At 71.0% G+C, this 23,080-nt stretch carries 25 protein-coding genes and 1 riboswitch; of the genes, 22 read left to right on the top strand and 3 right to left on the bottom strand.

All coding sequences use genetic code 11. The annotated features are described in order from the left end of the window. Positions 1-74 precede the first annotated feature (74 nt). The 4 genes from BM127_RS10730 to BM127_RS10715 all read left to right on the top strand — a co-directional run bounded on the left by BM127_RS10730 (position 75) and on the right by BM127_RS10715 (position 3,774). Positions 75-716: a fasciclin domain-containing protein gene (locus BM127_RS10730; RefSeq protein ID WP_198554241.1), complete on the top strand. Its 642-nt coding sequence runs from the start codon at positions 75-77 to the stop codon at positions 714-716. A 42-nt stretch (positions 717-758) separates the two neighbouring features. Next, on the top strand, positions 759-1,397 hold the full coding sequence (locus BM127_RS10725; protein WP_198554240.1) for an RNA polymerase sigma factor: 639 nt from the start codon (positions 759-761) through the stop codon (positions 1,395-1,397). After that, the gene (locus tag BM127_RS10720; RefSeq protein WP_139227713.1) at positions 1,384-2,106 is read left to right on the top strand and encodes an anti-sigma factor; all 723 of its coding nucleotides are present in this window, start codon (positions 1,384-1,386) and stop codon (positions 2,104-2,106) included. Before BM127_RS10725 ends, BM127_RS10720 begins: the two co-directional genes overlap by 14 nt. A 102-nt stretch (positions 2,107-2,208) precedes the next feature. Then, positions 2,209-3,774: an FMN-binding glutamate synthase family protein gene (locus tag BM127_RS10715; RefSeq protein ID WP_091198449.1), complete on the top strand. Its 1,566-nt coding sequence runs from the start codon at positions 2,209-2,211 to the stop codon at positions 3,772-3,774. A 4-nt stretch (positions 3,775-3,778) separates the two neighbouring features. Here the strand turns inward: BM127_RS10715 and BM127_RS10710 are convergent, their stop codons facing one another. Beyond that, entirely contained in the window at positions 3,779-5,221 is a 1,443-nt protein-coding gene (locus tag BM127_RS10710; protein WP_091198447.1) for an alpha,alpha-trehalose-phosphate synthase (UDP-forming), read from the bottom strand. Between the two features lie 179 nt (positions 5,222-5,400). Here BM127_RS10710 and BM127_RS10705 point away from each other — a divergent pair, with 179 nt between their 5' ends. The 6 genes from BM127_RS10705 (at position 5,401) to BM127_RS10680 (ending at position 9,500) form a co-directional block, all read left to right on the top strand. Then, entirely contained in the window at positions 5,401-5,694 is a 294-nt protein-coding gene (locus tag BM127_RS10705; protein ID WP_091198445.1) for a DUF3263 domain-containing protein, read from the top strand. A 47-nt stretch (positions 5,695-5,741) separates the two neighbouring features. Further along, positions 5,742-6,275 carry a LytR C-terminal domain-containing protein gene (locus BM127_RS10700; protein ID WP_091198444.1) on the top strand — a complete coding sequence of 178 codons (534 nt, stop codon included), beginning with the start codon at positions 5,742-5,744 and terminating at the stop codon, positions 6,273-6,275. Between the two features lie 55 nt (positions 6,276-6,330). Next, the gene (gene otsB, locus BM127_RS10695; RefSeq protein WP_091198442.1) at positions 6,331-7,161 is read left to right on the top strand and encodes a trehalose-phosphatase; all 831 of its coding nucleotides are present in this window, start codon (positions 6,331-6,333) and stop codon (positions 7,159-7,161) included. Positions 7,162-7,229: 68 nt separating this feature from the next. Further along, positions 7,230-7,370, top strand: a riboswitch (SAM riboswitch). A gap of 9 nt (positions 7,371-7,379) precedes the next feature. Next, complete coding sequence (thrC, locus tag BM127_RS10690; protein ID WP_091198440.1) at positions 7,380-8,651, top strand: threonine synthase; 1,272 nt, start codon at positions 7,380-7,382, stop codon at positions 8,649-8,651. A 51-nt stretch (positions 8,652-8,702) separates the two neighbouring features. Beyond that, complete coding sequence (locus BM127_RS10685; RefSeq protein WP_091198438.1) at positions 8,703-8,978, top strand: MoaD/ThiS family protein; 276 nt, start codon at positions 8,703-8,705, stop codon at positions 8,976-8,978. Between the two features lie 60 nt (positions 8,979-9,038). After that, the gene (locus BM127_RS10680; protein WP_091198436.1) at positions 9,039-9,500 is read left to right on the top strand and encodes a DUF6174 domain-containing protein; all 462 of its coding nucleotides are present in this window, start codon (positions 9,039-9,041) and stop codon (positions 9,498-9,500) included. Between the two features lie 3 nt (positions 9,501-9,503). Here the strand turns inward: BM127_RS10680 and BM127_RS10675 are convergent, their stop codons facing one another. Continuing rightward, the gene (locus BM127_RS10675; RefSeq protein WP_091198434.1) at positions 9,504-10,001 is read right to left on the bottom strand and encodes a GDYXXLXY domain-containing protein; all 498 of its coding nucleotides are present in this window, start codon (positions 9,999-10,001) and stop codon (positions 9,504-9,506) included. Further along, positions 9,998-11,221, bottom strand: a complete 1,224-nt coding sequence (locus BM127_RS10670; protein ID WP_175507373.1) for a DUF2157 domain-containing protein — start codon at positions 11,219-11,221, stop codon at positions 9,998-10,000. The genes BM127_RS10675 and BM127_RS10670 overlap by 4 nt, the downstream gene beginning before the upstream one ends. Before the next feature lie 128 nt (positions 11,222-11,349). On the opposite strand from BM127_RS10670, the gene BM127_RS10665 reads away from it, so the two are divergent. The 12 genes from BM127_RS10665 to BM127_RS10610 all read left to right on the top strand — a co-directional run bounded on the left by BM127_RS10665 (position 11,350) and on the right by BM127_RS10610 (position 23,035). After that, positions 11,350-12,186, top strand: a complete 837-nt coding sequence (locus BM127_RS10665) for an SGNH/GDSL hydrolase family protein (protein WP_198554239.1) — start codon at positions 11,350-11,352, stop codon at positions 12,184-12,186. A 9-nt stretch (positions 12,187-12,195) separates the two neighbouring features. Then, entirely contained in the window at positions 12,196-13,038 is an 843-nt protein-coding gene (locus BM127_RS10660; protein WP_091198431.1) for a hypothetical protein, read from the top strand. Continuing rightward, complete coding sequence (locus BM127_RS10655) at positions 13,035-13,922, top strand: ATP-grasp domain-containing protein (protein ID WP_091198429.1); 888 nt, start codon at positions 13,035-13,037, stop codon at positions 13,920-13,922. Before BM127_RS10660 ends, BM127_RS10655 begins: the two co-directional genes overlap by 4 nt. 323 nt (positions 13,923-14,245) lie before the next feature. Then, positions 14,246-14,677 (top strand): TadE/TadG family type IV pilus assembly protein, encoded by a 432-nt coding sequence (locus tag BM127_RS10650; protein ID WP_091198427.1) that lies wholly within the window; start codon positions 14,246-14,248, stop codon positions 14,675-14,677. After that, positions 14,674-16,194 (top strand): pilus assembly protein TadG-related protein, encoded by a 1,521-nt coding sequence (locus tag BM127_RS10645; RefSeq protein ID WP_091198425.1) that lies wholly within the window; start codon positions 14,674-14,676, stop codon positions 16,192-16,194. Before BM127_RS10650 ends, BM127_RS10645 begins: the two co-directional genes overlap by 4 nt. A gap of 193 nt (positions 16,195-16,387) precedes the next feature. Next, positions 16,388-18,022, top strand: coding sequence for a chaperonin GroEL (gene groL / locus BM127_RS10640; RefSeq protein WP_091198423.1), 1,635 nt, complete (start codon positions 16,388-16,390; stop codon positions 18,020-18,022). A 92-nt stretch (positions 18,023-18,114) separates the two neighbouring features. Beyond that, positions 18,115-18,720, top strand: coding sequence for a hypothetical protein (locus BM127_RS10635; protein ID WP_091198421.1), 606 nt, complete (start codon positions 18,115-18,117; stop codon positions 18,718-18,720). 88 nt (positions 18,721-18,808) lie between these two features. Further along, positions 18,809-19,315, top strand: a complete 507-nt coding sequence (locus tag BM127_RS10630; protein WP_139227711.1) for a hypothetical protein — start codon at positions 18,809-18,811, stop codon at positions 19,313-19,315. Then, entirely contained in the window at positions 19,312-19,863 is a 552-nt protein-coding gene (locus BM127_RS10625) for a nucleotidyltransferase family protein (protein ID WP_091198418.1), read from the top strand. Before BM127_RS10630 ends, BM127_RS10625 begins: the two co-directional genes overlap by 4 nt. A gap of 55 nt (positions 19,864-19,918) precedes the next feature. Further along, positions 19,919-20,785 carry an AAA family ATPase gene (locus BM127_RS10620; protein WP_091198416.1) on the top strand — a complete coding sequence of 289 codons (867 nt, stop codon included), beginning with the start codon at positions 19,919-19,921 and terminating at the stop codon, positions 20,783-20,785. Next, positions 20,782-21,909, top strand: coding sequence for a vWA domain-containing protein (locus BM127_RS10615; RefSeq protein WP_091198415.1), 1,128 nt, complete (start codon positions 20,782-20,784; stop codon positions 21,907-21,909). Before BM127_RS10620 ends, BM127_RS10615 begins: the two co-directional genes overlap by 4 nt. Next, positions 21,902-23,035, top strand: coding sequence for an XdhC family protein (locus tag BM127_RS10610; protein WP_175507372.1), 1,134 nt, complete (start codon positions 21,902-21,904; stop codon positions 23,033-23,035). The genes BM127_RS10615 and BM127_RS10610 overlap by 8 nt, the downstream gene beginning before the upstream one ends. Positions 23,036-23,080 lie beyond the last annotated feature (45 nt).

The following is a 23,080-nucleotide window of genomic DNA, read 5'->3' as shown; positions in this document are numbered from 1 at the left end:
CATCCAGTGGTGGGTCTCGTGCGGAGAAGGGGGTGACGGGCGCGCATCGGCGCCCCCCAAGGAAGGACCCCCTGATGATGCGACGCGTATCCGCACTGCTCGCCACCTCGGCCCTCGCGCTCGGCGCCGTCTCGGCGACCGCACCCGCGGCCTCCGCCAAGGTGGCTCCGGGTGAGAACAGCCTCGCCGCGCTGCTCACCTCCGACGGCGACCAGTTCGACAAGAACAAGGCCGACTTCGACATCGTGACCGAGGCGGCGCTCGCCGTGGTCGGCGCGAAGCCCGGCTCCCCGGTCGCCCTGATCGCCGACGGCAGCCAGCGCCTCACCGTGTTCGCCCCGACCGACCAGGCGTTCCGTCTCCTGGCCAAGGACCTCACCGGTCAGACCATCAAGAGCGAGAAGAAGATCTTCGAGTCCCTCGTCGCGCTCGCCGGCGTCGACACCATCGAGACGATCCTGCTCTACCACGTGGTCCCGGGCAAGACGCTGACCAGCGGCAAGGTGCTCAAGGCTGACGGTGCCAAGCTCACCACCGCGCAGGGCGGGAAGGTCAAGGTCTCCATCAAGACGAAGCCGAGCCTCTCGATCACGCTCAAGGACCGGGACAAGAACGACCAGGACCCGAAGGTCGTGCTGAAGGCCCTCGACCTCAACAAGGGCAACAAGCAGATCGCGCACGGCATCGACCGCGTGCTCCGTCCGATCGACCTCTGAGTCACCGGACAGCGACACCGGAACGACGGGTGGGGAGCGCCGATGAGCACGGTGGCGTTCCCCACCCTCCCGTCCCGCCGCTACGGTGGCGCGGTGGTCACTGGCATGAGCGAGGTCGAGGAGGAGCAGGACGATGGCGTCCGCTCCCTCGCCGCCCGGCTGGTCGCGGGCGACGAGACCGCGCTGGAGCAGGTGTACGACCGGTGGTCGGCCCTGGTCCACACCTATGCGCTCCGCGCCCTCCGCGACGCCGGTGACGCCGAGGAGGCCACCCAGCAGGTGTTCGTGGCCGCGTGGCGCAGCCGCCACACGCTCGTCCCCAGTCCGCACGCTCTGCCGGCGTGGTTGATCGGGATCGCCCGCCACAAGGTGTCCGACGTACGCCTCGCCCGGTCCCGCGACGCCGACCGCGCCGCGGCGGTCGCCGCCCAGCCCGAGGCGCACGCCGTCGTGGAGGCCGCCGACGAGGAGGTCGCCGACCGGCTCGTCGTCCGGCAGGCGGTCGAGGAGCTCCCCGACCCGCGCCGCACCATCGTGTTCCTCGCCTTCTGGGAGGGACTCAGCCACGCCGAGATCGCCGACACCGTCGGCCTGCCCCTCGGCACCGTCAAGAGCCACGTCCGCCGTGGCCTGGTCACGCTCCACCAGCAGCTCGAGGGGGTGCGCCGTGAGTCACGTTGATCCCGACCGGTTGGCCGAGCTCGTCCTCGCGCCCGACGACAGCCCGTCCGACGTGCGCCGCCACGTCGAGTCCTGCAGCGAGTGCGCTGTCACGCTCGCCGCCCTGTCCGACGTACGCCGCCTGGTGGGCGAGGAGTCGCTCGTGCCCGCGCCCGCCGGGGTGCGCGACCGGGTGATGGCGCAGGCCCGCACCCGCCCTCCGCCCGCTGACGACGTCGTACGACCGCTGGCCTCGACCGTCCCTGCCGCCTCCCGTCGCGGCCCCCGCATCCCCGTGTGGGCCGCGGGGCTCGCCGCAGCGGTTGCCCTGGTCGCCGGCCTGGGCATCGGCCGGGTCACCGTGCCCGAGCCCGCCGCCCCGGAGCCGGAGGACCCCGGCTCGGTGGTCGCGGCCGCCGACCTCACCGCCCTCGACAGCGACGCCGACCGGGGCGTCGCGCGCGCCGTCAGCGTCGACGACATGGTCACGCTCCGGGTGAGCGCCCGCGAGCTCGGCGACGAGGACGGCTTCCACGAGGTCTGGCTGATCAACGTCGACGGCACCCGCATGGTCGCCCTCGGAGTGCTGGCCGACTGGGACACGGGCGAGTTCCAGGTCCCGCGCGGCCTCATCGAGGAGGGCTACCGGATCGTCGACATCTCGGTCGAGCCCGAGGACGGCGACCCCACCCACTCGGGTGTGAGCCTCGCGCGCGGCGAGCTCGCCTGAGCCACCCGGCCGCGCCAGGTCCTCGACAACCCGGTCCCGGGGCACTAGGAACGACCCATGAGGACCGCGGCATGAAGCAGAAGCTGGCGTGAGGAACCCGTCATGAGGTGGAGGTACGCGATCCTGGGCGGCACGGTCGCCGCCGGCGCCGCGACCGCGGTGCACGACCTGGTCCAGAAGAAGCACGCGATCCTGCGCAACTTCCCGATCGCGGGCCACGGGCGGTTCCTCGTCGAGAAGTTCGGGCCCGAGCTGCGTCAGTACATCGTCACGAGCAACGACGAGGAGCGCCCCTTCAGCCGCGACCAGCGGCGCTGGGTCTATGCCAGCTCCAAGCTGGAGAACAACTACTTCGGGTTCGGCACCGACAACGACGTCGAGCAGACCGCCGGCTACCCGATCATCAAGCACCGCACCTTCACCGGTCCGGGCGCGGCGACCATGCCGCACGCGCAGGAGGAGATCGTGCTGCCCTGCGCCAAGGTGCTCGGCGGCCCCCGCGGGCGTACGCACGCCTTCCGGCCGCAGTCCGTGGTCAACATCTCCGGGATGAGCTTCGGCTCGCTGTCGGGCAAGGCGATCGAGTCGCTCAACAGGGGTGCCGCGATGGCCGGGTGCCTGCAGAACACCGGCGAGGGCGCGCTCTCGCCGCACCACCGGCACGGCGGCGACATCGTCTTCCAGATCGGCACGTCCTACTTCGGGTGCCGCGACGAGCACGGCCGCTTCGACCTCGCGCGGCTCGTGGACCTCGTCCAGTCCGCACCGGTGAAGGCGATCGAGGTCAAGCTCAGCCAGGGCGCCAAGCCCGGCCTCGGCGGCATGCTCCCGGGCGAGAAGGTGAGTCGGGAGATCGCCGAGATCCGGGGCATCCCCGAGGGCAAGGACTGCGCCTCCCCGAGCCGTCACGAGGTGTTCCACGACGTCGACTCCATGCTCGACTTCGTCGAGCTCGTGGCCCAGGCGACCGGCCTCCCGGTCGGCATCAAGTCGGCCGTCGGCAACCTCACCATGTGGGACGAGCTCACCGACGAGATGTCGCGAGGCACGCGCGGCGTCGACTTCGTCAACATCGACGGCGGCGAGGGCGGCACGGGCGCGGCGCCGATGATCTTCGCCGACTCCGTGGCCTACCCGTTCCGGATCGCCTTCGCGGAGGTCTACCGCCGCTTCGCCGCCGCGGGGCTGTCGGACGACGTGGTCTTCATCGGCGCCGGCAAGCTCGGCATCCCGGAGAACGCCATCGTCGCCTTCGCGCTCGGCGTCGACATGGTCAACGCGGGCCGCGAGGCGATGATGTCGATCGGGTGCATCCAGGCCCAGAAGTGCCACACCGACCACTGCCCCGTCGGCGTGGCCACCCAGAACCCGCGCTACACCCGCGGCCTCGACGTCAGCCTCAAGAGCGTCCGCGCCGCCAACTACGTACGCTCCCTGCGACGCGACCTGCTCAAGGTCTCCGAGGCCATCGGCGTGGTGCACCCCGGGCTGATCGCGCCCCGTGACGTCGACCTCCTCGACGGCACCCGGTCGGCGGTCGGGCTCGCCGAGGCCTACGGCTACGACCCGTCGTGGCCGCGCCTGGGCAAGGACCTGGTGACCGAGATCGAGGCGCTGATGGTGGCCCAGGGAGCCACCCACGACGCGAGGGCCGAGACCCGGCCCTGACCCCTCAGGTCGAGCGCGAGCGGCGCACGGTCTTGTCGTGGTGGTCGGGCAGCCCCTCGAGCTCGCTGAGGAAGGAGTCGGCCCACCGGGCGACGTCGTGGGTCACGACCGTGCGACGCATCGCCCGCATCCGGCGGGCGACCTCCTTCTCGTCGGCGGCGAACGCCTCGAGGAGCGTCGCCTTCATCCCGTCGATGTCGTAGGGGTTGACCAGCCAGGCCTGACGGAGCTCGGCGGCCGCACCGGCGAACTCCGAGAGGACGAGCGCCCCGGCGTCGTCGAAGCGGCAGGCGACGTACTCCTTGGCGACGAGGTTCATCCCGTCGCGGAACGGGGTGACGACCATGACGTCGGCAGCACGGTAGAGCGCAGCCATCTCCTCGCGCGGATACGAGGAGTGCATGTAGGAGATCGCCGGGCGCCCGATCCGGCCGTAGTCGCCGTTGATGCCCCCGACCAGCCGCTCGATGTCGTCGCGGAGGATGCGGTACTGCTCGACCCGCTCGCGCGACGGGGTGGCGACCTGGACGAACACGGCGTCCTCGACGTCGAGGTGGCCGTCGCGCACCAGCTCGCCGAACGCCCGCAGCCGGGAGTGGATGCCCTTGGTGTAGTCGAGGCGGTCGACACCCAGGAAGATCCGCCGCGGGTTGCCCAGCGCCTCGCGGATCTCCTTGGCCCGCTGGGTGACGGCCTCGGACCGGGCCAGCTCCTCGAAGCCGGCCGTGTCGATCGAGATCGGGAACGCGGTCGCCTTCACCGGTCGGCCGTCGGGGAGGTAGATGGTGTCGCGGTGGGTCTTGTGGCCCACGCGGCTGCGCACGAGGCGTACGAAGTTGGCGGCGGCACCCGGCAGCTGGAAGCCGATCAGGTCGGCGCCGAGGAGCCCCTCGAGGATCTGCCGGCGCCACGGCAGCTGGGAGAAGAGCTCGGCCGGGGGGAACGGGATGTGGAGGTAGAAGCCGATGCGCAGGTCGGGGCGCTGCGCGCGGAGCATCTGCGGCACCAGCTGCAGCTGGTAGTCCTGCACCCACACCGTCGCGCCCTCGGCCGCGACCTCGGCGGCCTTGTCGGCGAAGCGCTGGTTGACCCGGACGTAGGACTCCCACCACTCGCGGTGGAACTCCGGCTTGGCGACGAGGTCGTGGTAGAGCGGCCAGAGGGTGCCGTTGGAGAAGCCTTCGTAGAACTCCTCCACCTCCGCGCTGCTGAGCGACACGGGGATGAGCGAGAGACCGTCCTCGACGAACGGCTCGAACTCGTCGTCGTCCGCCGACCCGGGCCAGCCGATCCAGGCGCCGTCGTTGGCCCGCATCACCGGCTCGAGGGCGCTCACCAGGCCACCGGGGGAGCGGCGCCACGAGACGGTCCCGTCCGGCAGCTGGTCGCGGTCGACCGGCAACCGGTTGGCCACGATCACGAGGTCTGCCTGCGGAGGTCGGGTCACCCCGCCACCCTAACGACGACGAGTGACGTCGGGGTCACCCCGCGGTGTCCTCCCGGGGTTCTCGTCGGGTTTGTCCAGACGACTCGCCGGAGGCGAATGACATCGTTGTCGTTCGTCACCTAGACTGCTGCCAGTCCACTCGGTCACGGGTGGACGTGGGGTCGAGGAGGAGATGGCACATGGACGCCGCGAAGCACATCCCGACCGAGCAGCAGACTGCTGCCGGTGTGAGCCAGCGCGACCGCGAGATCCTCGAGTTCGAGCGTCACTGGTGGAAGTACGCCGGTGCCAAGGAGCAGGCCGTCCGCGAGAAGTTCGACATGTCCTCCACGCGCTACTACCAGGTCCTCAACGCCCTGATCGACCGTCCCGAGGCGCTCGAGGAGGACCCGCTGCTGGTCCGTCGCCTGCGCCGCCTCCGCTCGTCCCGCCAGCGGCAGCGCTCGGCGCGCCGGCTCGGCTTCGAGATCTGACACCGCGAGACCTGACCCACCACCACTCACGATTGGTCACCTTCCCCATGGACTCCTTCCCCAGTCCCGACCGCCCCTCGACCCGTCGTCGTCCCCGTGACGAACGCGGCGTCGCCTTCCCCTCGCCCCTCGTGATGCTGTCGGTGCTCGCCGTCGCGATGGCCTCGATCACCTTCGTCGCGACCCGCGACCAGGCGCCGACCGAGCGCCGCGTCGACACCGCGACCATCGCCAGCGCCGAGCAGACGCCGACCCCGGAGCCGGCCGTCCCCACCAGGACGCCCAAGCCCGAGCCGCAGGTCAAGCGCGGCGAGGTCTACGTCGAGGTCTTCAACAACTCCGGCATCAAGGGACTGGCGGCCACCACGGCGTCGAAGGCCACCACCGTCGGGTGGGCCGTCGTCGGCGAGGACAACTGGTACGGCGTCGTCCCCACCACCACGGTCTACTTCCCGCCCCGGCTCAAGGCCGCCGGCAAGCAGCTGGCCCTCGACCTCGGCATCAAGCGCACCTCACCGGCGGTGGGCGAGATGAAGAAGGATCGGCTGACGATCATCCTCACCGCCGACGCCCCGCAGTGACCCGCTGATCTGGACCCGTGCCACGGGCGGCGCCCGCGCGTGATTGGCTGATCCCATGGAGTTCACCTCCGACGACGCGCGCGCCCACTACGACGCCGTACGCGACGTCCTCCGCGGCACCGTCGTCGGCCTCGACTTCGACGGCACGCTGTCCCCGGTGGTCGACGACCCCGAGGCCGCCCGCCTGCACCCGGGGGCGCCCGGTGTCCTGCTCGAGCTGGCCGAGGTCGTGCGCGCGGTCGCCGTGATTACGGGTCGCCCGGCGCGGCAGGCGATCGCGATGGGCGATCTCGACGCCCTCGGCAACGCCATGCTCGACCGGGGTGCCGAGCTCTTCGTCTTCGGCCAGTACGGCAACGAGCGGTGGTCGGCGACCGAGCAGCGGATCCGCTCGCCGCGCCCTCCGTCCGGGCTCGCGACGTTCGAGCGCGAGCTGCCCTCGGTGCTGCGCAAGGCGGGGGCGCCCGACGCCTTCATCGAGGAGAAGGGGCTCGCCGTCGCGGTCCACACGCGCCGGATGGACGACCCGACCGGTGCGTTCGAGCGGTTGGTCGATCCGATCCGGTCCCTGGCCGAGCGCCACCACCTCGCGATCGAGCCGGGGCGCAACGTCATCGAGATCCGCTCCGGCGACATGCACAAGGGCCATGCCGTCCGCACCTTCGTCGCCGAGCAGGAAGCCAGCGGCGTCATCTTCGGTGGTGACGACCTCGGCGACATCGAGGCCTTCGAGGCGGTCCGCGCCCTGCGCGCCGACGGCCTGCCGGGCCTGGTCGTCTGCTCGGCCTCCCACGAGGCCCCGGACCTGGTCGAGCTCGCCGACGTCGTCGTCGACGGTCCCGCCGGTGTCGTCGAGCTCCTCGGCGGACTCCTCCTCCAGCGCTGACCGACCGCCGTCATCCACATCGTGGACTCGATGTGCACATCGTGAGACGGCGCGCCTACTGTGAGAATTGCTCATCACGAGGGACTGAGGGAACGGCCCGTTGAAGTCCCGGCAACCACCCCTGATGCCTCCTGTCCGGACTCGTCCGGCAGTTCAGGGGAGCAGGTGCCAAATCCGACCCACGCGAGAGTCGCGGGGACAGATGAGAAGGAGGACTCATGAGCACCCTGTTGGACGAGAACACCACGCACACGCTGCGCGAGGGCGCCTTCGGCAACGCCCGCACCCTGACCTGTCGCGAGTGCGGGCACGAGGTCGCGCTCGGCCCGTCGTACGCGTGTCCGGAGTGCTTCGGGCCCCTCGAGGTGGCCTACGACTTCCCGGCCGTCACCCGCGAGGAGATCGCCGCCGGGCCCGCCAACATCTGGCGCTACAAGGCGCTCCTGCCGGTGCCGACCGACATCGAGCAGAGCCCCAACATGGAGCCTGGCTTCACCCGTCTGCTCAAGGCGCACAACCTCGGTCGTGAGCTCGGCATCGACAACCTCTGGGTCAAGGACGACTCCACCAACCCGACCAACTCCTTCAAGGACCGCGTCGTCGCCTGCGCGCTGAGCGCCGCCCGCGAGTTCGACGCCAAGGTCTTCGCGTGCCCCTCGACCGGCAACCTGGCCAACGCCGTCGCTGCGGCCGGGGCCCGTGCAGGCATGAAGACGGTCGTCTTCATCCCGAGCAACCTCGAGACGCCCAAGCAGGTCAACTCGGCCGTCTACACCGACCGTCTCGTGGCCGTCGACGGCAACTACGACGACGTCAACAAGCTCGCCTCCGAGATCGCCGGCGAGGAGGAGGGCTGGGCGTTCGTCAACGTCAACGTGCGCCCCTTCTACGCCGAGGGCTCCAAGACGCTGGGCTACGAGATCGCCGAGCAGCTCGGCTGGCGCCTGCCCGACCAGATCGTCATCCCCGTCGCCTCGGGCTCCCAGCTGACCAAGGTCGACAAGGCGTTCCAGGAGCTGATCAGGCTCGGCCTCGTCGAGGACAAGCCCTACAAGGTCTTCGGGGCCCAGGCGACCGGGTGCTCCCCGGTGTCGGTGGCCTACAAGGCCGGCACGGACGCCATCCGCCCGGTCAAGCCCGACACCATCGCCAAGAGCCTGGCGATCGGCAACCCCGCGGACGGCATCTACGTCCTCGACGTCTGCCGTCGCTCCGGCGGCGCGGTCGAGGACATCACCGACGACGAGGTCCGTGACGCGATCGTGCTGCTCGCGCGCACCGAGGGGATCTTCACCGAGACCGCCGGTGGCACCACGGTGGGCGTGCTCAAGAAGCTCGTCGAGACCGGCCAGCTCGACACCTCGCTCGAGACCGTCGTGATCAACACCGGCCACGGCCTCAAGACCCTCGACGCCGTCTCCGACCGGGTCGGCGCGGTCGCCACCATCGCCCCGTCCTACGACGCCTTCGTGGCTGCCAACATCGTCTGAGGTCTCGAGGCTCGCAAGCTCGCACCTCAACCACCGAAAGTGAGTCACTGAATGAGCGTCTCCGTCCGGATCCCCACCATCCTGCGCACCTACACCGGTGGCGAGTCCGAGGTCAGCGCCGAGGGCGACACCCTGGCTGCGGTCCTCGATGACCTCGACGCGAGCTATGCCGGCATCAAGGGCAGGATCCTCGACGAGGCCGGCCACCTCCGCAGGTTCGTCAACGTCTACGTCGGCAACGACGACGTGCGGTTCCTCGACGACCTGGCGACCGCCACCCCCGACGGTGTCCAGATCTCGGTGATCCCGGCCGTCGCCGGCGGCTGAGCCTCTCCCCGCTGAGGGAACCCGACCGACCCGGGTCGCCGTCCCACCACCATGACGACGATGACGCGTGCCCTGCTCGCCGCCCTGGTCCCGATCACCCTCGCCGCTGGGACGTCGCCGGCAGTGGCGGTCGCCGACCCGCAACCCGTCCAGCCCTTCGTGCCGGGCATCAACGAGGACCCCGACCTGTCGGCCGCCTGGCAGCGCTGGGAGGCCAAGGACATCGACGACTACGTCATCACCGTCCGGCTCAGCTGCTTCTGCGCGCCGAGCGCCGGCGTACGCACCGTGGTCCGCGACGACAGCACCCGTCGGGTGACCCGCGACGATCGCACGCTGTCCGCGGGACGCGGCTGGTCGGTGGACGAGCTGTTCGCGATGATCCGGGAGGAGTCTGCCGAGGCGGACTCCGTGACCGTCGACTACACGCGTCGCGGTGTCCCCGCGTCGATCGCGATCGACCGGGACCAGATGATCGCCGACGAGGAGACCTACTACTCCGTGACGCTCAGCAGGCTCTGATCCTCACGGAGCGCGTACGTCGACCACGGCGCCGTTGCCGCGTCCGTCGATCCTGACCTCGGCCACGGCGCCGTCGCGCAGCAGGCCCTCGGTCTCGGCGGCCTCGTCCTGGGGGAGGAAGAAGCTCTCGATGCCGCACCTGATCTGCCACGACCGGTCGTCGCACGCGAGGTAGGGCCCGTCCTCGGGACGGTCGCGGGTCCACTCGTCCGCGGCCCAGACGTCGCCCCGCTGCACCAGGGTGACGTAGAGGTCGCCCTCCTCGCCGTCGTCCAGGACGCCGAGCCCGGGTTCGCCGAAGGACTGCGAGTCGTCGTGGCGCAGGTCGGGGTAGTCCAGGGCGACGTAGGCCCCGCGGAACGGGTCGATCGGGTCGAGCGGGGCGACCGCCATGAGGTAGGTGTCCCCGACCAGGCGTGCGGAGAGCTGCGGGGCGACGGCCAGGCCGACCAGGGCCAACTGGCCCACGGCGACGACAGCGGTGACGGTGATGCGGTTCATCGGTCTTGTCCTTCGTTCGAGCCGGAGGTGGAGGTGTCGGAGTCGAGGGCCTCGGCGAGCTCGCGGCGGGCCCGGTCGAAGAGGAACCCGGTGCCGAGGAAGACGGTGCCGAGTACGACGAACAGCCAGGCGCCGGTGACGATCGGCGCGAACACCGCGAAGCTCTGGAAGGTCGTGAAGACGACCAGTCCGGCCATCGCCATCCAGATGAGCGGCGGGTGCTCGCGGACCGTGCCGAGGGCGACCAGGGCGACGGCGAGCAGGACGTACGCCGCCACGGAGACGGCGGCGTGCAGCCAGTCGGACGTGTCGATGTCCGAGGTGTCGGTGCCGGTCGTCCAGAGGCCGATCAGGGTGGCGACGACGAGGACCACGACCGCGCCGAGCGGCTCCAGGGCTCGGGTGCCGGGTCGCGTGGCGACGGCGGCTGCGGCGACGGCCCCGGCGGCCACGAGCGCCACCACGAGCCAGGAGGACCAGACGACACCGTCGCCGCCGATGTCGGGGATGGCGGCCGCGAACATCGCCAGCAGCGCCATGCCGGCGGCGACGGTGCGCCAGGTCCAGGCGAACGGGTCGATCCGGCCGTCGTGCAGCACGGCGAGCCCGGCCGCGAGGACGGAGCCGGCGCCGAAGAGCATGACGACGGTCAGGCCGCTCGGCTCGTCCCACATCGGTTGGGTGAACCACCACGCGACGCCACTCACGACGCCGACGAGGAAGGGCAGGTAGGCCCGACTCGCATAGCCGTGGAGGAGGGCCGCCGCGGACCAGAGGCCGAGGAGGCGGGGCTCGAACGCCGGGACCTGCAGCGACTGCGCGGCCTGGAAGAGCACGGCGCCGATGCCGAGCGCGGCGAGCAGCCGTGCGGCTCCCACGAGCGCGGCCGACGCCTGCCTGCTCGCGAGGACCTCGCTGCCGACGAGGAAGGCGAGCCAGATGAGGGTGACCGCGACGAAGCGCGACACGGGGGAGAGCTGGTCGAGGTTGGCAGCGACCAGCCAGATGAGGCCGATGCCGACGAAGCCGCCGCCGAGGTAGAGCAGCACCCGGCCGATGCTGAAGCGCGTGTGGGTGTCGGCGCTGTACCTGGTCGAGATGCGCTCGGCCTGGTCCGGGCTGATGAGCCCCTGGGAGGTCCAGTCGGCGACCTCGGTGCGGAGCCAGGCGAGCTGGCGCGGTGGGACCTGACGGGTGGTGACGGGCGTGGGAGCGGTCATGGGGCCAGCGTGGCGCGTCGTGGGGTGAGTTGTCCTGAGTACGTCGGCCCATCTGTGACGTGCCATTCGGCCGGGCGACGCCCGCGGTTGCGGCGGCGTTCAGGTCGGTGTGGTTGATGGGTGCAGTGATGTGGACACACCTGACCCGGGCCGGCATGGCGCTGGCTGTCGCGGGTGGCCTCGCCGGCGCGACGGCGTACGGGGCCCGCGAGCTGCTGCACCGACAGGCCGCCCAGGCCCGGCGGGCGATCGGCAAGCCGCTGGGCGAGCAGGCGCCGGCGGGGGACAAGCACTGGAAGAAGAAGTACGGCGCGCCCGTCGACCTGCTGGTCCTCGGTGACTCCATCGCGGCGGGGCTCGGCGCCGAGCGCCCCAAGCACACCCTCGGCGGCCGGCTGGCGCGCGGGATCGCACGCGACACCGGTCGGTCGGTGCGGCTGCGGACCGCGGCGGTCGTCGGCTCGGAGAGCAGCATGCTCGCGAGCCAGCTCACCTCGCTGCCACCGTCGTACCGACCCGACGTGGCCGTGATGGTCGTCGGCGGCAACGACGTCACCCACCGGGTGCCGGTGGCCGATTCCGTACGCCACCTGGCCGGCGCCATCGACGAGCTGCGGTCGCGGGGCGCGGAGGTGGTGGTCGGCACCTGTCCCGACCTGGGTGCCCTGCGACCCGTGCCGCAACCGCTGCGTGCCCTCGGCTCGCGCGCCTCGCGACAGCTCGCCGCCGCGCAGCGCGAGGTGGCGCTGGAGCGCGGGGCGTGGGTGGTGTCGCTGAGCCACGTGGTGGGGCCGTTCTTCATCACGAACCCGGACGAGATGTTCAGCCTGGACCGCTTCCATCCCAGTGCCCACGGCTACAAGCGCACGGCCAGGGCGATGCTGCCGTCGGTGCTGGCTGCGCTGGGCGTGGTGCAGGAGCTGCCGTTCGGGCACCACGCGCCGGGGGTGGGCGGGTCAGGCTAGGGTTCGCGGGTGCGCACCACTGCTCGACGAGCCGGCCAGGCCGTCAAGAAGGCGGCCCAGAAGGCCGGCCGCGTGCCGGCGGCCCCTGCGCCCGAGCCGGCTCCGCCCACGCCGGCCGACAAGAAGGCCGAGCGCCGCCGTCGGCTGCTGGCCAGCAACCTGACCGAGCTGGCGATCGAGTTCCGCACCGACAAGTGGGGCATCCACCGCTACACCCCGCACTACGAGCGGCACCTGCAGCACCTGCGTCGCGAGTCCTTCACGCTGCTCGAGCTCGGCATCGGCGGCTACAAGAAGCGCCGCAAGAGCGGCGCGTCGATGAAGATGTGGCGCTGGTTCTTCCCGAAGGCGACGATCGTCGGCCTCGACATCGAGGACAAGACCTGGCTCACGCGCGGCCACATCCACACCTACCTCGGTGACCAGACCGACCCCGCGATCCTGCACCGCATCATCGAGGAGCAGGGAGTCCCCCTCGTCGTGATCGACGACGGCAGCCACATCCCCGCCCACGTCCGCGAGTCGTTCCAGATCCTCTTCCCCCTCCTGCCCGACGGGGCGATCTACTGCATCGAGGACATCCAGACGTCCTACTGGCCGGCGTGGGGCGGCGAGCTCGACCCGCGTGCGCGCGGCACGTCGATGGACCTCGTGAAGGACCTGGTCGACGGCCTCAACCACGAGGAGTTCCTCGTCGAGGGCTACGCGCCCTCCTACACCGACCAGTGGGTCAGGGCCGTGCACTGCTACCACAACCTCGTGATCATCGAGAAGGGTGACAACCGCGAGGGCACCAACCGCGACGACGTCGCCCACTCGTTCTACGGGTCCTCGGACCTGCCCGACGAGTGACGTCCACGAGGGTCCTCCTCGCGACCAGCGGCGACCTGCCGCAGGGGGAGCCCGGTGCTGCCGTCCTCGACGCCGTGCTGGCCGAGCGCGGGATCGATGCCGCCTGGGTGCGCTGGGACGACCCGGACGTCGAGTGGGCGGCCGCCGACCTGGTCGCGGTGCGCTCGACCTGGGACTACGTCACGCGCCACGCCGAGTTCCTCGCGTGGGCCGGAGCGCTCGACCAGTCCCGGCTGCTCAACGGGGCGGACGTGTTCGCCTGGAACCACGACAAGCGCTACCTCGCCGACCTGGGCGACCTGCCGGCGGTGCCGACGCTCCTCGCCGACGACCGCGACAGCCTGGTGGAGGCGGTCGCCCACTTCGGCACCGCGGTCGTGAAGCCGCGCGTCGGCGCCGGGGGAGCGGGACTGATCGTGGTCACGGACCCCGACGACCCTCGCCTGGGGAAGCCGGTCCGCAGCCACCCCGACTACCCCGAGGTCGGTGGGCCCTGGGTCGTCCAGCCGCTCGTGGAGTCCATCCGCACCCACGGCGAGGTGTCGGCGTACGTCATCGACGGGCGGCTGGCCCAGCGCTTCGACAAGCAGCCCGGCGCCGACGACGTACGGGTCAACGAGGAGTTCGGTGGATCCGTGCGCGCCGTCGGGATGGGCGAGGTCGGCGACCTGGCGCTGCGGGCGTACGCCGCCATGGGTGAGCGCTTCGGCCGCCCGATGGACTACCTGCGCGTTGACCTGCTGCAGTGGGACGGAGACTGGGTCGTGAGCGAGCTGGAGCTGATCGAGCCAGGGCTCTACCTCGACGTCTCGCCCGCGAACGCGGGTCCCTACGCCGATCTCCTGGCGTCGCGGCTCCGTGGTGGTGCCAGCACCACTGTCTAGACCTAGCGGCCCAGTGCGCCTGACGATCAGCGGGTGATCAGGTAGGTTACGTCTCGGTCCGCCCGTGCCCGGGGGCGCGGGCGGGCCACCTGACGACCGTGAGGTGCACCGGTCCGGGACCGTGGGGACTCCGGTCTGGCCCGTGGAAGTAAAGGGTTGCCTAAGTCGCTCACGCGGGCGTCCAGATGCCGATACGTTACCCCCGGATCAGGTCGCGCGGGGATGCGGAACCTGACCCCCTCATCGGCCTGTCGTCGGCGAGGTCAGGAGCGTCGTGGTGTCCGGGCCTGCCCGGGCGACCGCGCACGTGGGAGGAGACCGGTATGCCCAGATCACGTCCCAGTCGGCGCAGGAACGACCGCGGAGCGGCTGCGGTGGAGTTCGCGCTCGTCGTGCCGATCCTGCTCGTGATGGTGTTCGGGATCATCGACTTCGGCCTGGCGATCAACCGCTACGCCATGGTCAACAACGCCGCCCGCGAGGGCGTGCGCGAGGCGAGCCTCGGGGCCACGGAGAGCGAGATCCGGGCCGTGGTCACCCGCGGCACGGCCGACCTCCCGGGAACGGTCACGATCGCGATCGGGTGCAAGCTGCCCGACGGCACGACGACCTGCACCAGCTGGAACGCGGGCATGGAGTCGGGCGGCATCGCGGAGGTGACGGTCACGTCGAGCAGCAACTGGCTCACGCCCATCGGCAAGCTGGCGTCGGAGACGATCAGCATCGCCAAGACCAACAAGATGAGGATCGAGTGATCGCCCGGCGGTCCCGGGATCGGGACGAGAAGGGTGCGATCGCCGTGATGACGGTGATCCTCAGTGTGGTCATCTTCGGCGCGGCAGCGATCGCGATCGACATCTCGATGCTGGCCATGGAACGGCAGAAGCTGCACGACGCGGTCGACGCCGCGGCGCACGCAGGCGCCTACACGATGCCCGGCGACGGGGCGACCGCGATGAAGGCGGCCCGGGACATGGCGCTGGCCAACGACCCTGACCTGACCTACGACTTCACCGAGCAGAACCCGCAGATCCGCCTGTGGTGCCTGGTCGCGTCGACCGGCAGCACCACGAGCGTGCGCGCCGACCAGATCCCCAGCACGTGCAACCCGGGCCCGGCGCCGTACACGACGTCGAACTACCCCGACCTGCGCTGCAACACCAAGATCTGCAAGATCCCGTGCGCGCCGAGCCTCTCGACGACCTGCAACACCGTCGAGGTGGAGGCCGAGAAGGACGTCGACTTCGGCTTCGCCAACGTCTTCGGTCGCAGCGAGGGATCGACCGGCTCGGTCGCCTCCGCTGCCTGCAAGGGGTCCTGCGGTCAGGAGGCACCGAACCCGCTCGACGTGGTCTTCATGGCCGACCGCACGACCTCGATGAGCGAGGGTGACCGCACGCTCATGAAGACGGCGATCCTCGACAGCCTGAAGAACATGACGCCCTCGCTCCACTACGTGGCCTTCGGCGCCCTGCACAAGAGCCGCACGGGGACGTCGTGCGCGACGGACCCCACGCTGTACGACAGCTCGCGCACCGAGGAGTGGAACGTCACTCAAGGCAGCTGGGTCCCGCTCGGCTTCAGCAACAACTACAAGTCCTCGTCGGCCACGCCCACCCTGAACACGTCCAGCAACCTCTACCGAGGCATCAACTGCCTGCCCAACTCCGGCGTCCCGGGATACAGCCGCGGGAGCTACGGCACCCACCTGGCCAGCGGGATGAAGGGAGCTGCGCGCTACCTCCTGGGGCTCGCGCCCAACAACCTGTCGTCCCTGCCCGCGCGTCCCGGTGAGGTCGAGAAGATCCTCATCTTCGAGACCGACGGCATGCCCGACGAGATCCTTGCCTCCGGCAGCACGGCGCTCACCACGACCAGCGACGTCGGCGCCGGCCTGAACGGAACGGGCACCAACGCCCAGAAGGGCTGCAACAACTTCAGGGACGTGGCGGCCAATGCCAAGGCTGCCGACATCACGGTCATCACGGTGGGCTTCGGCGCGGCCAACACGGCGAGGTGCAAGAAGACCGAGGGCGAGACCGGCTCGACGTCGCGGGTCCGCGACATCCTCGCCGCCGCCGCCTCGCCGGACCCCGTCACTGGTGCCGCCAGCTCAGCCAGTGCGTGCAACAACCCCGCGGCGCGCACTGCCGAGAACATCGACGGTGACTACTTCTTCTGCGCGGCCCAGGGGAGCGAGCTGTCGAGCATCTTCAAGACGGCCATCTCGCAGGTGTCCACCGGCGTGCGGCTGGTCAAGCTGCCGAAGTGAGTCGTTTGCACTCTCGGGGGTCGAGTGCTAAACATGATGCTGGCACTCTCGTCATGAGAGTGACAACGACCCAGGTGACGCTGAGGTCCGCAGAAGCCGGCGTGAATGGATCGCCGGTGGAGCGGACCGTCCGTCGCGGGCAGCCCGCCTGACGTCGACACACAGACTCACGTCGATAGGAATCGCACGCGATATGGCCAAGCTGATTGCTTTCAACGAGGAGGCCCGCCGCGGCCTCGAGCGAGGGATGAACACCCTTGCCGACGCGGTCAAGGTCACCCTCGGCCCCAAGGGCCGCAACGTCGTCCTGGAGAAGAAGTGGGGAGCCCCCACGATCACCAACGACGGCGTCTCGATCGCCAAGGAGATCGAGCTGGAGGACCCCTACGAGAAGATCGGCGCCGAGCTGGTCAAGGAGGTCGCCAAGAAGACCGACGACGTCGCCGGTGACGGCACGACGACGGCCACCGTCCTGGCTCAGGCCATGGTGCGCGAGGGTCTGCGCAACGTCGCTGCCGGCGCCAACCCGATGGACCTCAAGCGAGGCATCGAGGCCGCCGTCTCCGCCGTGTCCGAGCAGCTGCTCGCCATGGCGAAGGACGTCGAGACCAAGGAGCAGATCGCCTCGACCGCGTCGATCTCCGCCGCTGACACCACCGTCGGCGAGATCATCGCCGAGGCGATGGACAAGGTCGGCAAGGAAGGCGTCATCACCGTCGAGGAGTCCAACACCTTCGGGCTGGACCTCGAGCTGACCGAGGGCATGCGGTTCGACAAGGGCTACATCTCGGCCTACTTCGCCACCGACCTCGAGCGCATGGAGGCCGTGCTGGAGGACCCCTACGTCCTCATCGCCAACTCCAAGGTGTCGACGGTCAAGGACCTGCTGCCGCTCCTCGAGAAGGTCATGCAGTCCGGCAAGCCGCTGCTGATCATCGCCGAGGACGTCGACGGCGAGGCGCTGTCGACCCTGGTCGTCAACAAGATCAAGGGCACCTTCCGCTCCGTCGCCGTCAAGGCGCCGGGCTTCGGTGACCGCCGCAAGGCCATGCTGCAGGACATCGCGATCCTGACCGGTGGCCAGGTCATCTCCGAGGAGGTCGGCCTCAAGCTCGAGACCGCCGGTCTGGAGCTGCTCGGCCAGGCCCGCAAGGTCGTCATCACCAAGGACGAGACCACCATCGTCGAGGGTGCCGGCGACCAGGCCCAGATCGAGGGCCGGGTCAACCAGATCCGCGCCGAGATCGAGAAGTCGGACTCCGACTACGACCGCGAGAAGCTCCAGGAGCGTCTCGCCAAGCTCGCCGGCGGCGTGGCCGTCATCAAGGTCGGCGCGGCCACCGAGGTCGAGCTCAAGGAGCGCAAGCACCGCATCGAGGACGCCGTACGCAACGCGAAGGCTGCCGTCGAGGAGGGCATCGTCGCCGGAGGCGGCGTGGCGCTCGTCCAGGCCGGCACCGAGGCGTTCGCCAAGCTGGACCTGACCGGCGACCAGGCCACGGGCGCCAACATCGTCCGCGTGGCGATCGAGGCCCCGCTCAAGCAGATCGCGATCAACGCCGGTCTCGAGGGTGGCGTCGTGTCCGAGAAGGTGCGCAACCTGCCTGCGGGTCACGGCCTCAACGCCGCGACCGGTGACTACGTCGACATGATCGCCGAAGGCATCATCGACCCGGCCAAGGTCACCCGCTCGGCGCTGCAGAACGCTGCGTCGATCGCTGCACTGTTCCTCACCACGGAGGCTGTCATCGCTGACAAGCCCGAGAAGGCTCCGGCCATGGGTGGCGGCGACGGCGGCATGGGCGGCATGGGCGGCATGGACTTCTGATCAGTCCACAAGACACACCAGCGATGCCCCGGTCCTCGGACCGGGGCATCGCTGCGTCCGGGGCAGATGGGTGCCGCTGGTAGGAATGCCCCATGCGCCTCCCCGTCCCCGGACCCCGTGACGTCCTTGCCGCCATCGAGCGGGGCGGTGACCAGATCGAGGCACTGATCGGTGCCGTCCCCCGGGTGCTGGCACTCCTCGACGTCGCCGAGGGGCTCGTCGAGCGTGCGTCGAGCGCTGTGGACCGGGTCGCGCTGGTCGTGGACAGTGCGGAGGCGGAAGTCGCACGTGTCGGAGCCGTCGTCGACGCGGCCACCCTGGAGGTGCAGCGCGTGGCGGCGGTGGTCGATGGTGCCGACGTGCAGGTGGCACGGGTCACCGAGCTGCTGGACGCGATGGTGCCGTCCCTGACGATCCTGCAGCCGACCCTCGAGACCCTCGCCGAGACCACGCACCCCGACGAGGTGAAGGCGCTCGTGGGGCTGATCGACCACCTGCCCGAGCTGACCGCGCGGATGGAGAGCGACGTGATGCCGGTCCTCGCCACGCTCGGCTCGGTGGCCCCCGACATCCACGACATGCTCACCGTCACCCGGGAGCTCAACGACATGCTCGCCAAGGTCCCCGGGATTCGCCGGATCAAGCGACGCATCGACGAGGAGGAGGGCGAGGACCGCACCGAGGCGGCGACCCGGTGATGGCCCGGCGGAACCACGCGGGAGCACGGTCCGTCCGATCAGGTGAGGGGGCAGGGAGTTCTGCCCGCCAGACGAAGGGATGGTCGTCATGAGCCGACTCCGTACGACGCAACTGCTGCCGGCCCTGGTGGCAGTCCTGGCCCTCGGCCTGAGCGCGTGTGGCGCGCAGGACACCGACACCGGCACCGACACCGGCACCGACGCCGGCACTGACTCCGCGAGCGAGACGCCCACGTCCGCTGCCGCGGACAGCACGCTCGCCCTCACCGCAGACGGCTCGATGGCCGGCAAGTGCGCGGTGCCCAGTGCCGAGACCCTGGCCTCCTTCGACACCGCCTTCGCCGGCACGGTGACCTCGCTCGACGGCGGCACCGCCACCTTGTCGGTGGACGACTGGTACGCCGGCGACGAGGCCGCGACGGTCACGGTCGAGTCGCCCAGCCAGGACCTCCAGGACCTCCTGATGGCGGTCGACTTCCAGGAGGGCACGACCTATCTGGTCAGCGCCACCGACGACCGCGTCACGCTCTGCGGCTTCACCGCGGAGGAGACTCCCGAGCTCCGGGCGCTCTACGACGAGGCCTTCGCCCAGTGACCTCGGTCGTCGGCGTGCTCCTCGCCGCGGGGGCGGGGCGGCGCTTCGGCGGCCCCAAGGCGCTGGCGCGCGACGCCGACGGCACGTCGTGGCTGCTGCGCTCGGTGCAGGCGCTGAGCCCGTGCGCGGAGATCGTCGTGGTGCTGGGCGCCGAGGCCGAGCAGGCGGCGGCACTGCTGCCGATGTCGGTCTCGCGGGTCCGCGCGGACGACTGGGCCGAGGGGATGGGCGCCTCCTTGCGCGCCAGCCTCTCCGCGCTGGGATCGACCTCCCACGGTGCCGCGATCGTCTCCCTGGTCGACCTCCCCGACGTCGACGCGGCGGTCGTGGCCCGGCTCGTCGCCGCCTCGTCGGGACCCGACGTCCTCGCCCGGTCGTCGTACGACGGCGTGCCGGGGCACCCGGTGCTGATCGGCCGGGACCACTGGGCAGGCGTCATCGAGGTCGCGACCGGCGACCGCGGCGCGCGTGACTACCTCGCCGCCCACGAGGTCACGCTCGTCGAGTGCGGCGACATCGCCACCGGTGCCGACGTGGACGCGCGCTAACCGCTGCGGTGCCCGTCCAACGTCCGGCCAACGTGCCGGGTCGTAGCCTGACGGCATGGACTCCGTTGCCGACGTCTCCGCCCGTCTGGGCGCGACCGGCTACCTCGCTGACGAGGATCTCGCCACGGTCGTGTTCCTCGCCTCGCGGATGCAGCGGCCGCTGCTCCTGGAGGGGGAGCCGGGCACCGGCAAGACCGCCCTGGCCGATGCCCTCGCCCAGAGCCTCGAGCTGCCGCTCGTGCGGCTGCAGTGCTACGAGGGGATCGACGCCAGCCAGGCGCTCTACGACTGGGACTTCCCCCGCCAGATCCTGCACCTGAGGGCCCTCGAGGCCTCCGGGGACGTGGACTCCGACGAGGCCGAGAAGAGCCTGTACGACGAGCGGTTCCTGCTGTCGCGACCGGTGCTCGCCGCGCTGCGGCAGGCGCCGGCGGTGCTGCTGATCGACGAGGTGGACCGCGCCGACGACGAGTTCGAGGCGTTCCTGCTGGAGGTGCTGTCGACCTGGCAGGTCACCATCCCCGAGTTCGGCACCGTCACCGCGACCGAGCCGCCGCTGGTGGTGCTCACCTCCAACCGCACCCGCGAGCTGCACGACGCGCTCAAGCGTCGCTGCCTCTACCACTGGATCGACCACCCCGGCCTCGAGCGCGAGGTCGAGATCGTCCGCTCGCGCGCCCCCGAGGTCAGCGAGGCGCTGGCCCGGCAGGTGGTGGGCCTGGTGCAGCAGCTGCGCACGCGCGACGACCTGCTCAAGCCGCCCGGTGTCGCCGAGACCCTCGACTGGGCGCGTGCGCTGACCTACCTCGGCACTGCCGAGCTCGACCTGGCGTCGGCCGCGGCGACCCTCGGGGCGCTGCTGAAGTATCGCGAGGACGCCGACAAGGTGAAGGCGGCGCTCGACCGGATGCTCGCCAAGTGAACCCCACCGAGCACGCCGCCGACGAGATCCTGCTCGGCTTCGCCCGCGCCCTGCGCTCGTCCGGGGTGGCTGTCACCCAGGACCGCTCGCAGGGCTTCCTGACCGCAGTCGCGGAGGTGGGCGCCGACGACCGCCAGGCGACCTACTGGGCCGGTCGGGCCACGCTCTGCGGATCGCCCGACGACCTGGCCCGCTACGACCAGGTGTTCGCCAACTGGTTCGACCACCGCGACGGGCTGCCCCTCTCCAAGCCTCGGGAGCGCTCGCGCCCCTCCACGGCCCACCTCCTGCCGGACGCCGAGAGCAGCGGCGGGGACGGCGGCGACGACGAGGAGGACGTGATCCGCGCTGCCGCGTCGGCCGCCGAGGTCCTGCGCCACCGCGACGTCGCCACGCTCGACAACGCCGAGAAGCGGCGCCTCGACGCGATGTTCGCCCGGCTCTCGCTGCGCCCGCCGAGTCGGCGTACGGCCCGGCACCGGAGGTGGCACCGCGGCCAGGTGGACGCCTCCCGCACGCTGCGCAACTCCCTGCGCCACCTCGGCGAGCCCGGCGAGATCGCCTGGCGGCGCCGCGGCACCCGCCCGCGGCGGGTGGTGCTGCTGGTCGACGTGAGCGGCTCGATGAGCCTCTACGCCGATGCGTTGCTGCGCCTGGCGCACCGCCTCACCCAGAGCGTGCGGACCACGGGCGGCACGGTGGAGACCTTCACGGTCGGCACGCGGTTGACCCACGTCACCCGCGCCCTGCGATCCCCGGACGCCGACCGCGCGATCGTCGCCGCCGGCGAGGTCGTGCCGGACTGGTCGGGCGGCACGCGGCTGGGGGAGAACCTGCGGGTCTTCATGGACCGGTGGGGCCAGCGCGGTCTGGCGCGCGGCGCCGTCGTGGTGGTCTTCAGCGACGGTTGGGAGCGCGGCGACGCCGTGCTGCTCGGGGAGCAGATGGCCCGGCTGAAGCGGGTCGCCCACCGTGTCATCTGGGTCAACCCGCACCGCGGCAAGGAGGGCTACGAGCCCCTCCAGGGCGGGGTCGTCGCCGCCCTGCCCCACTGCGACGACTTCCTCGCCGGCCACTCGCTGGCGACCTTCGCCGACCTCACGGAGGTGATCGCGCGTGCGTGACGTGCTGCCCGAGCTGATGCAGTGGTGGGAGGCCGGCGAGACGATCGGCGTGGGGACGGTGGTGGCCACCTTCCGGTCCGCGCCACGGCCGGCCGGCGCCTCGATGCTGGTCGGACCAGACGAGACGGCGGTGGGATCGGTCTCGGGCGGTTGCGTCGAGGGGGCGGTCTACGAGCTCGCGCAGGGAGTCGTCGTGTCGGGCGAGCCGGTGCTCGAGAGGTACGGCGTCTCCGACGACGACGCCTTCGCCGTCGGCCTGACCTGCGGCGGCATCCTCGACGTCTTCGTGGAACAGGTCTCCCGCACCACCTTCCCGCAGCTGGGCGAGGTCGCCGCCGACATCGAGGCCGGCCGCCCGGTCGCCCTCGCCACCGTCATCGAGCACCCCGACCCCGCGTGGGTCGGCCGGCGCATGGTCGTCCGCCCGGACGTCGCAGCCGACGGCAGCCTCGGCTCGCCGCGGGCCGACGGTGCCGTCCACGACGACGCGCTGGGCCTGCTCGCCGCCGGCAGCAACGCCACGCTGACGTACGGCCCCGACGGCGAGCGCCGGGGCGAGGGGATGCGTGTCTTCGTGTGGGGCTTCGCCCCCAAGCCACGGATGCTGGTCTTCGGCGCCATCGACTTCGCGGCCGCGGTGGCCAAGGTCGGCTCGTTCCTCGGCTACCACGTGACGGTGTGCGACGCCCGCCCGGTGTTCGCCACCACCTCGCGCTTCCCGGGAGCCGACGAGGTGGTCGTCGACTGGCCGCACCGCTACCTCGGCGCGGAGCTCGAGGCCGGCCGCATCGACCGGCGCACGGTGCTGGCCGTGCTGACGCACGACCCGAAGTTCGACGTACCGCTGCTCGAGGTCGCGCTGCGGCTCGAGGACGACGTACGCCCGGGCTACATCGGCGCGATGGGCTCGCGCCGCACGCACGAGGAGCGGATGGAGCGGCTCGTCGAGGCCGGTCTCAGCGCCGACGAGATCGCGCTGCTCTCCTCGCCGATCGGCCTCGACCTCGGTGCCCGCACCCCCGAGGAGACCGCCGTGTCGATCGCTGCCGAGATCGTGGCGCGGCAGTGGGGTGGGACGGGGGAGCGCCTCGCGTCGACCGAGGGCCGGATCCACCACGACGACTGAGCCGGGTGGGGCGGCGGCACGCCGTCGATTGGCGGGGTGGGAGCA

Source organism: Nocardioides alpinus (assembly GCF_900112035.1).
Taxonomy (GTDB): domain Bacteria; phylum Actinomycetota; class Actinomycetes; order Propionibacteriales; family Nocardioidaceae; genus Nocardioides; species Nocardioides alpinus.
The sequence above is the reverse complement of the archived record's forward strand: the minus strand, read 5'-3'. Positions and strand labels throughout refer to the sequence as shown.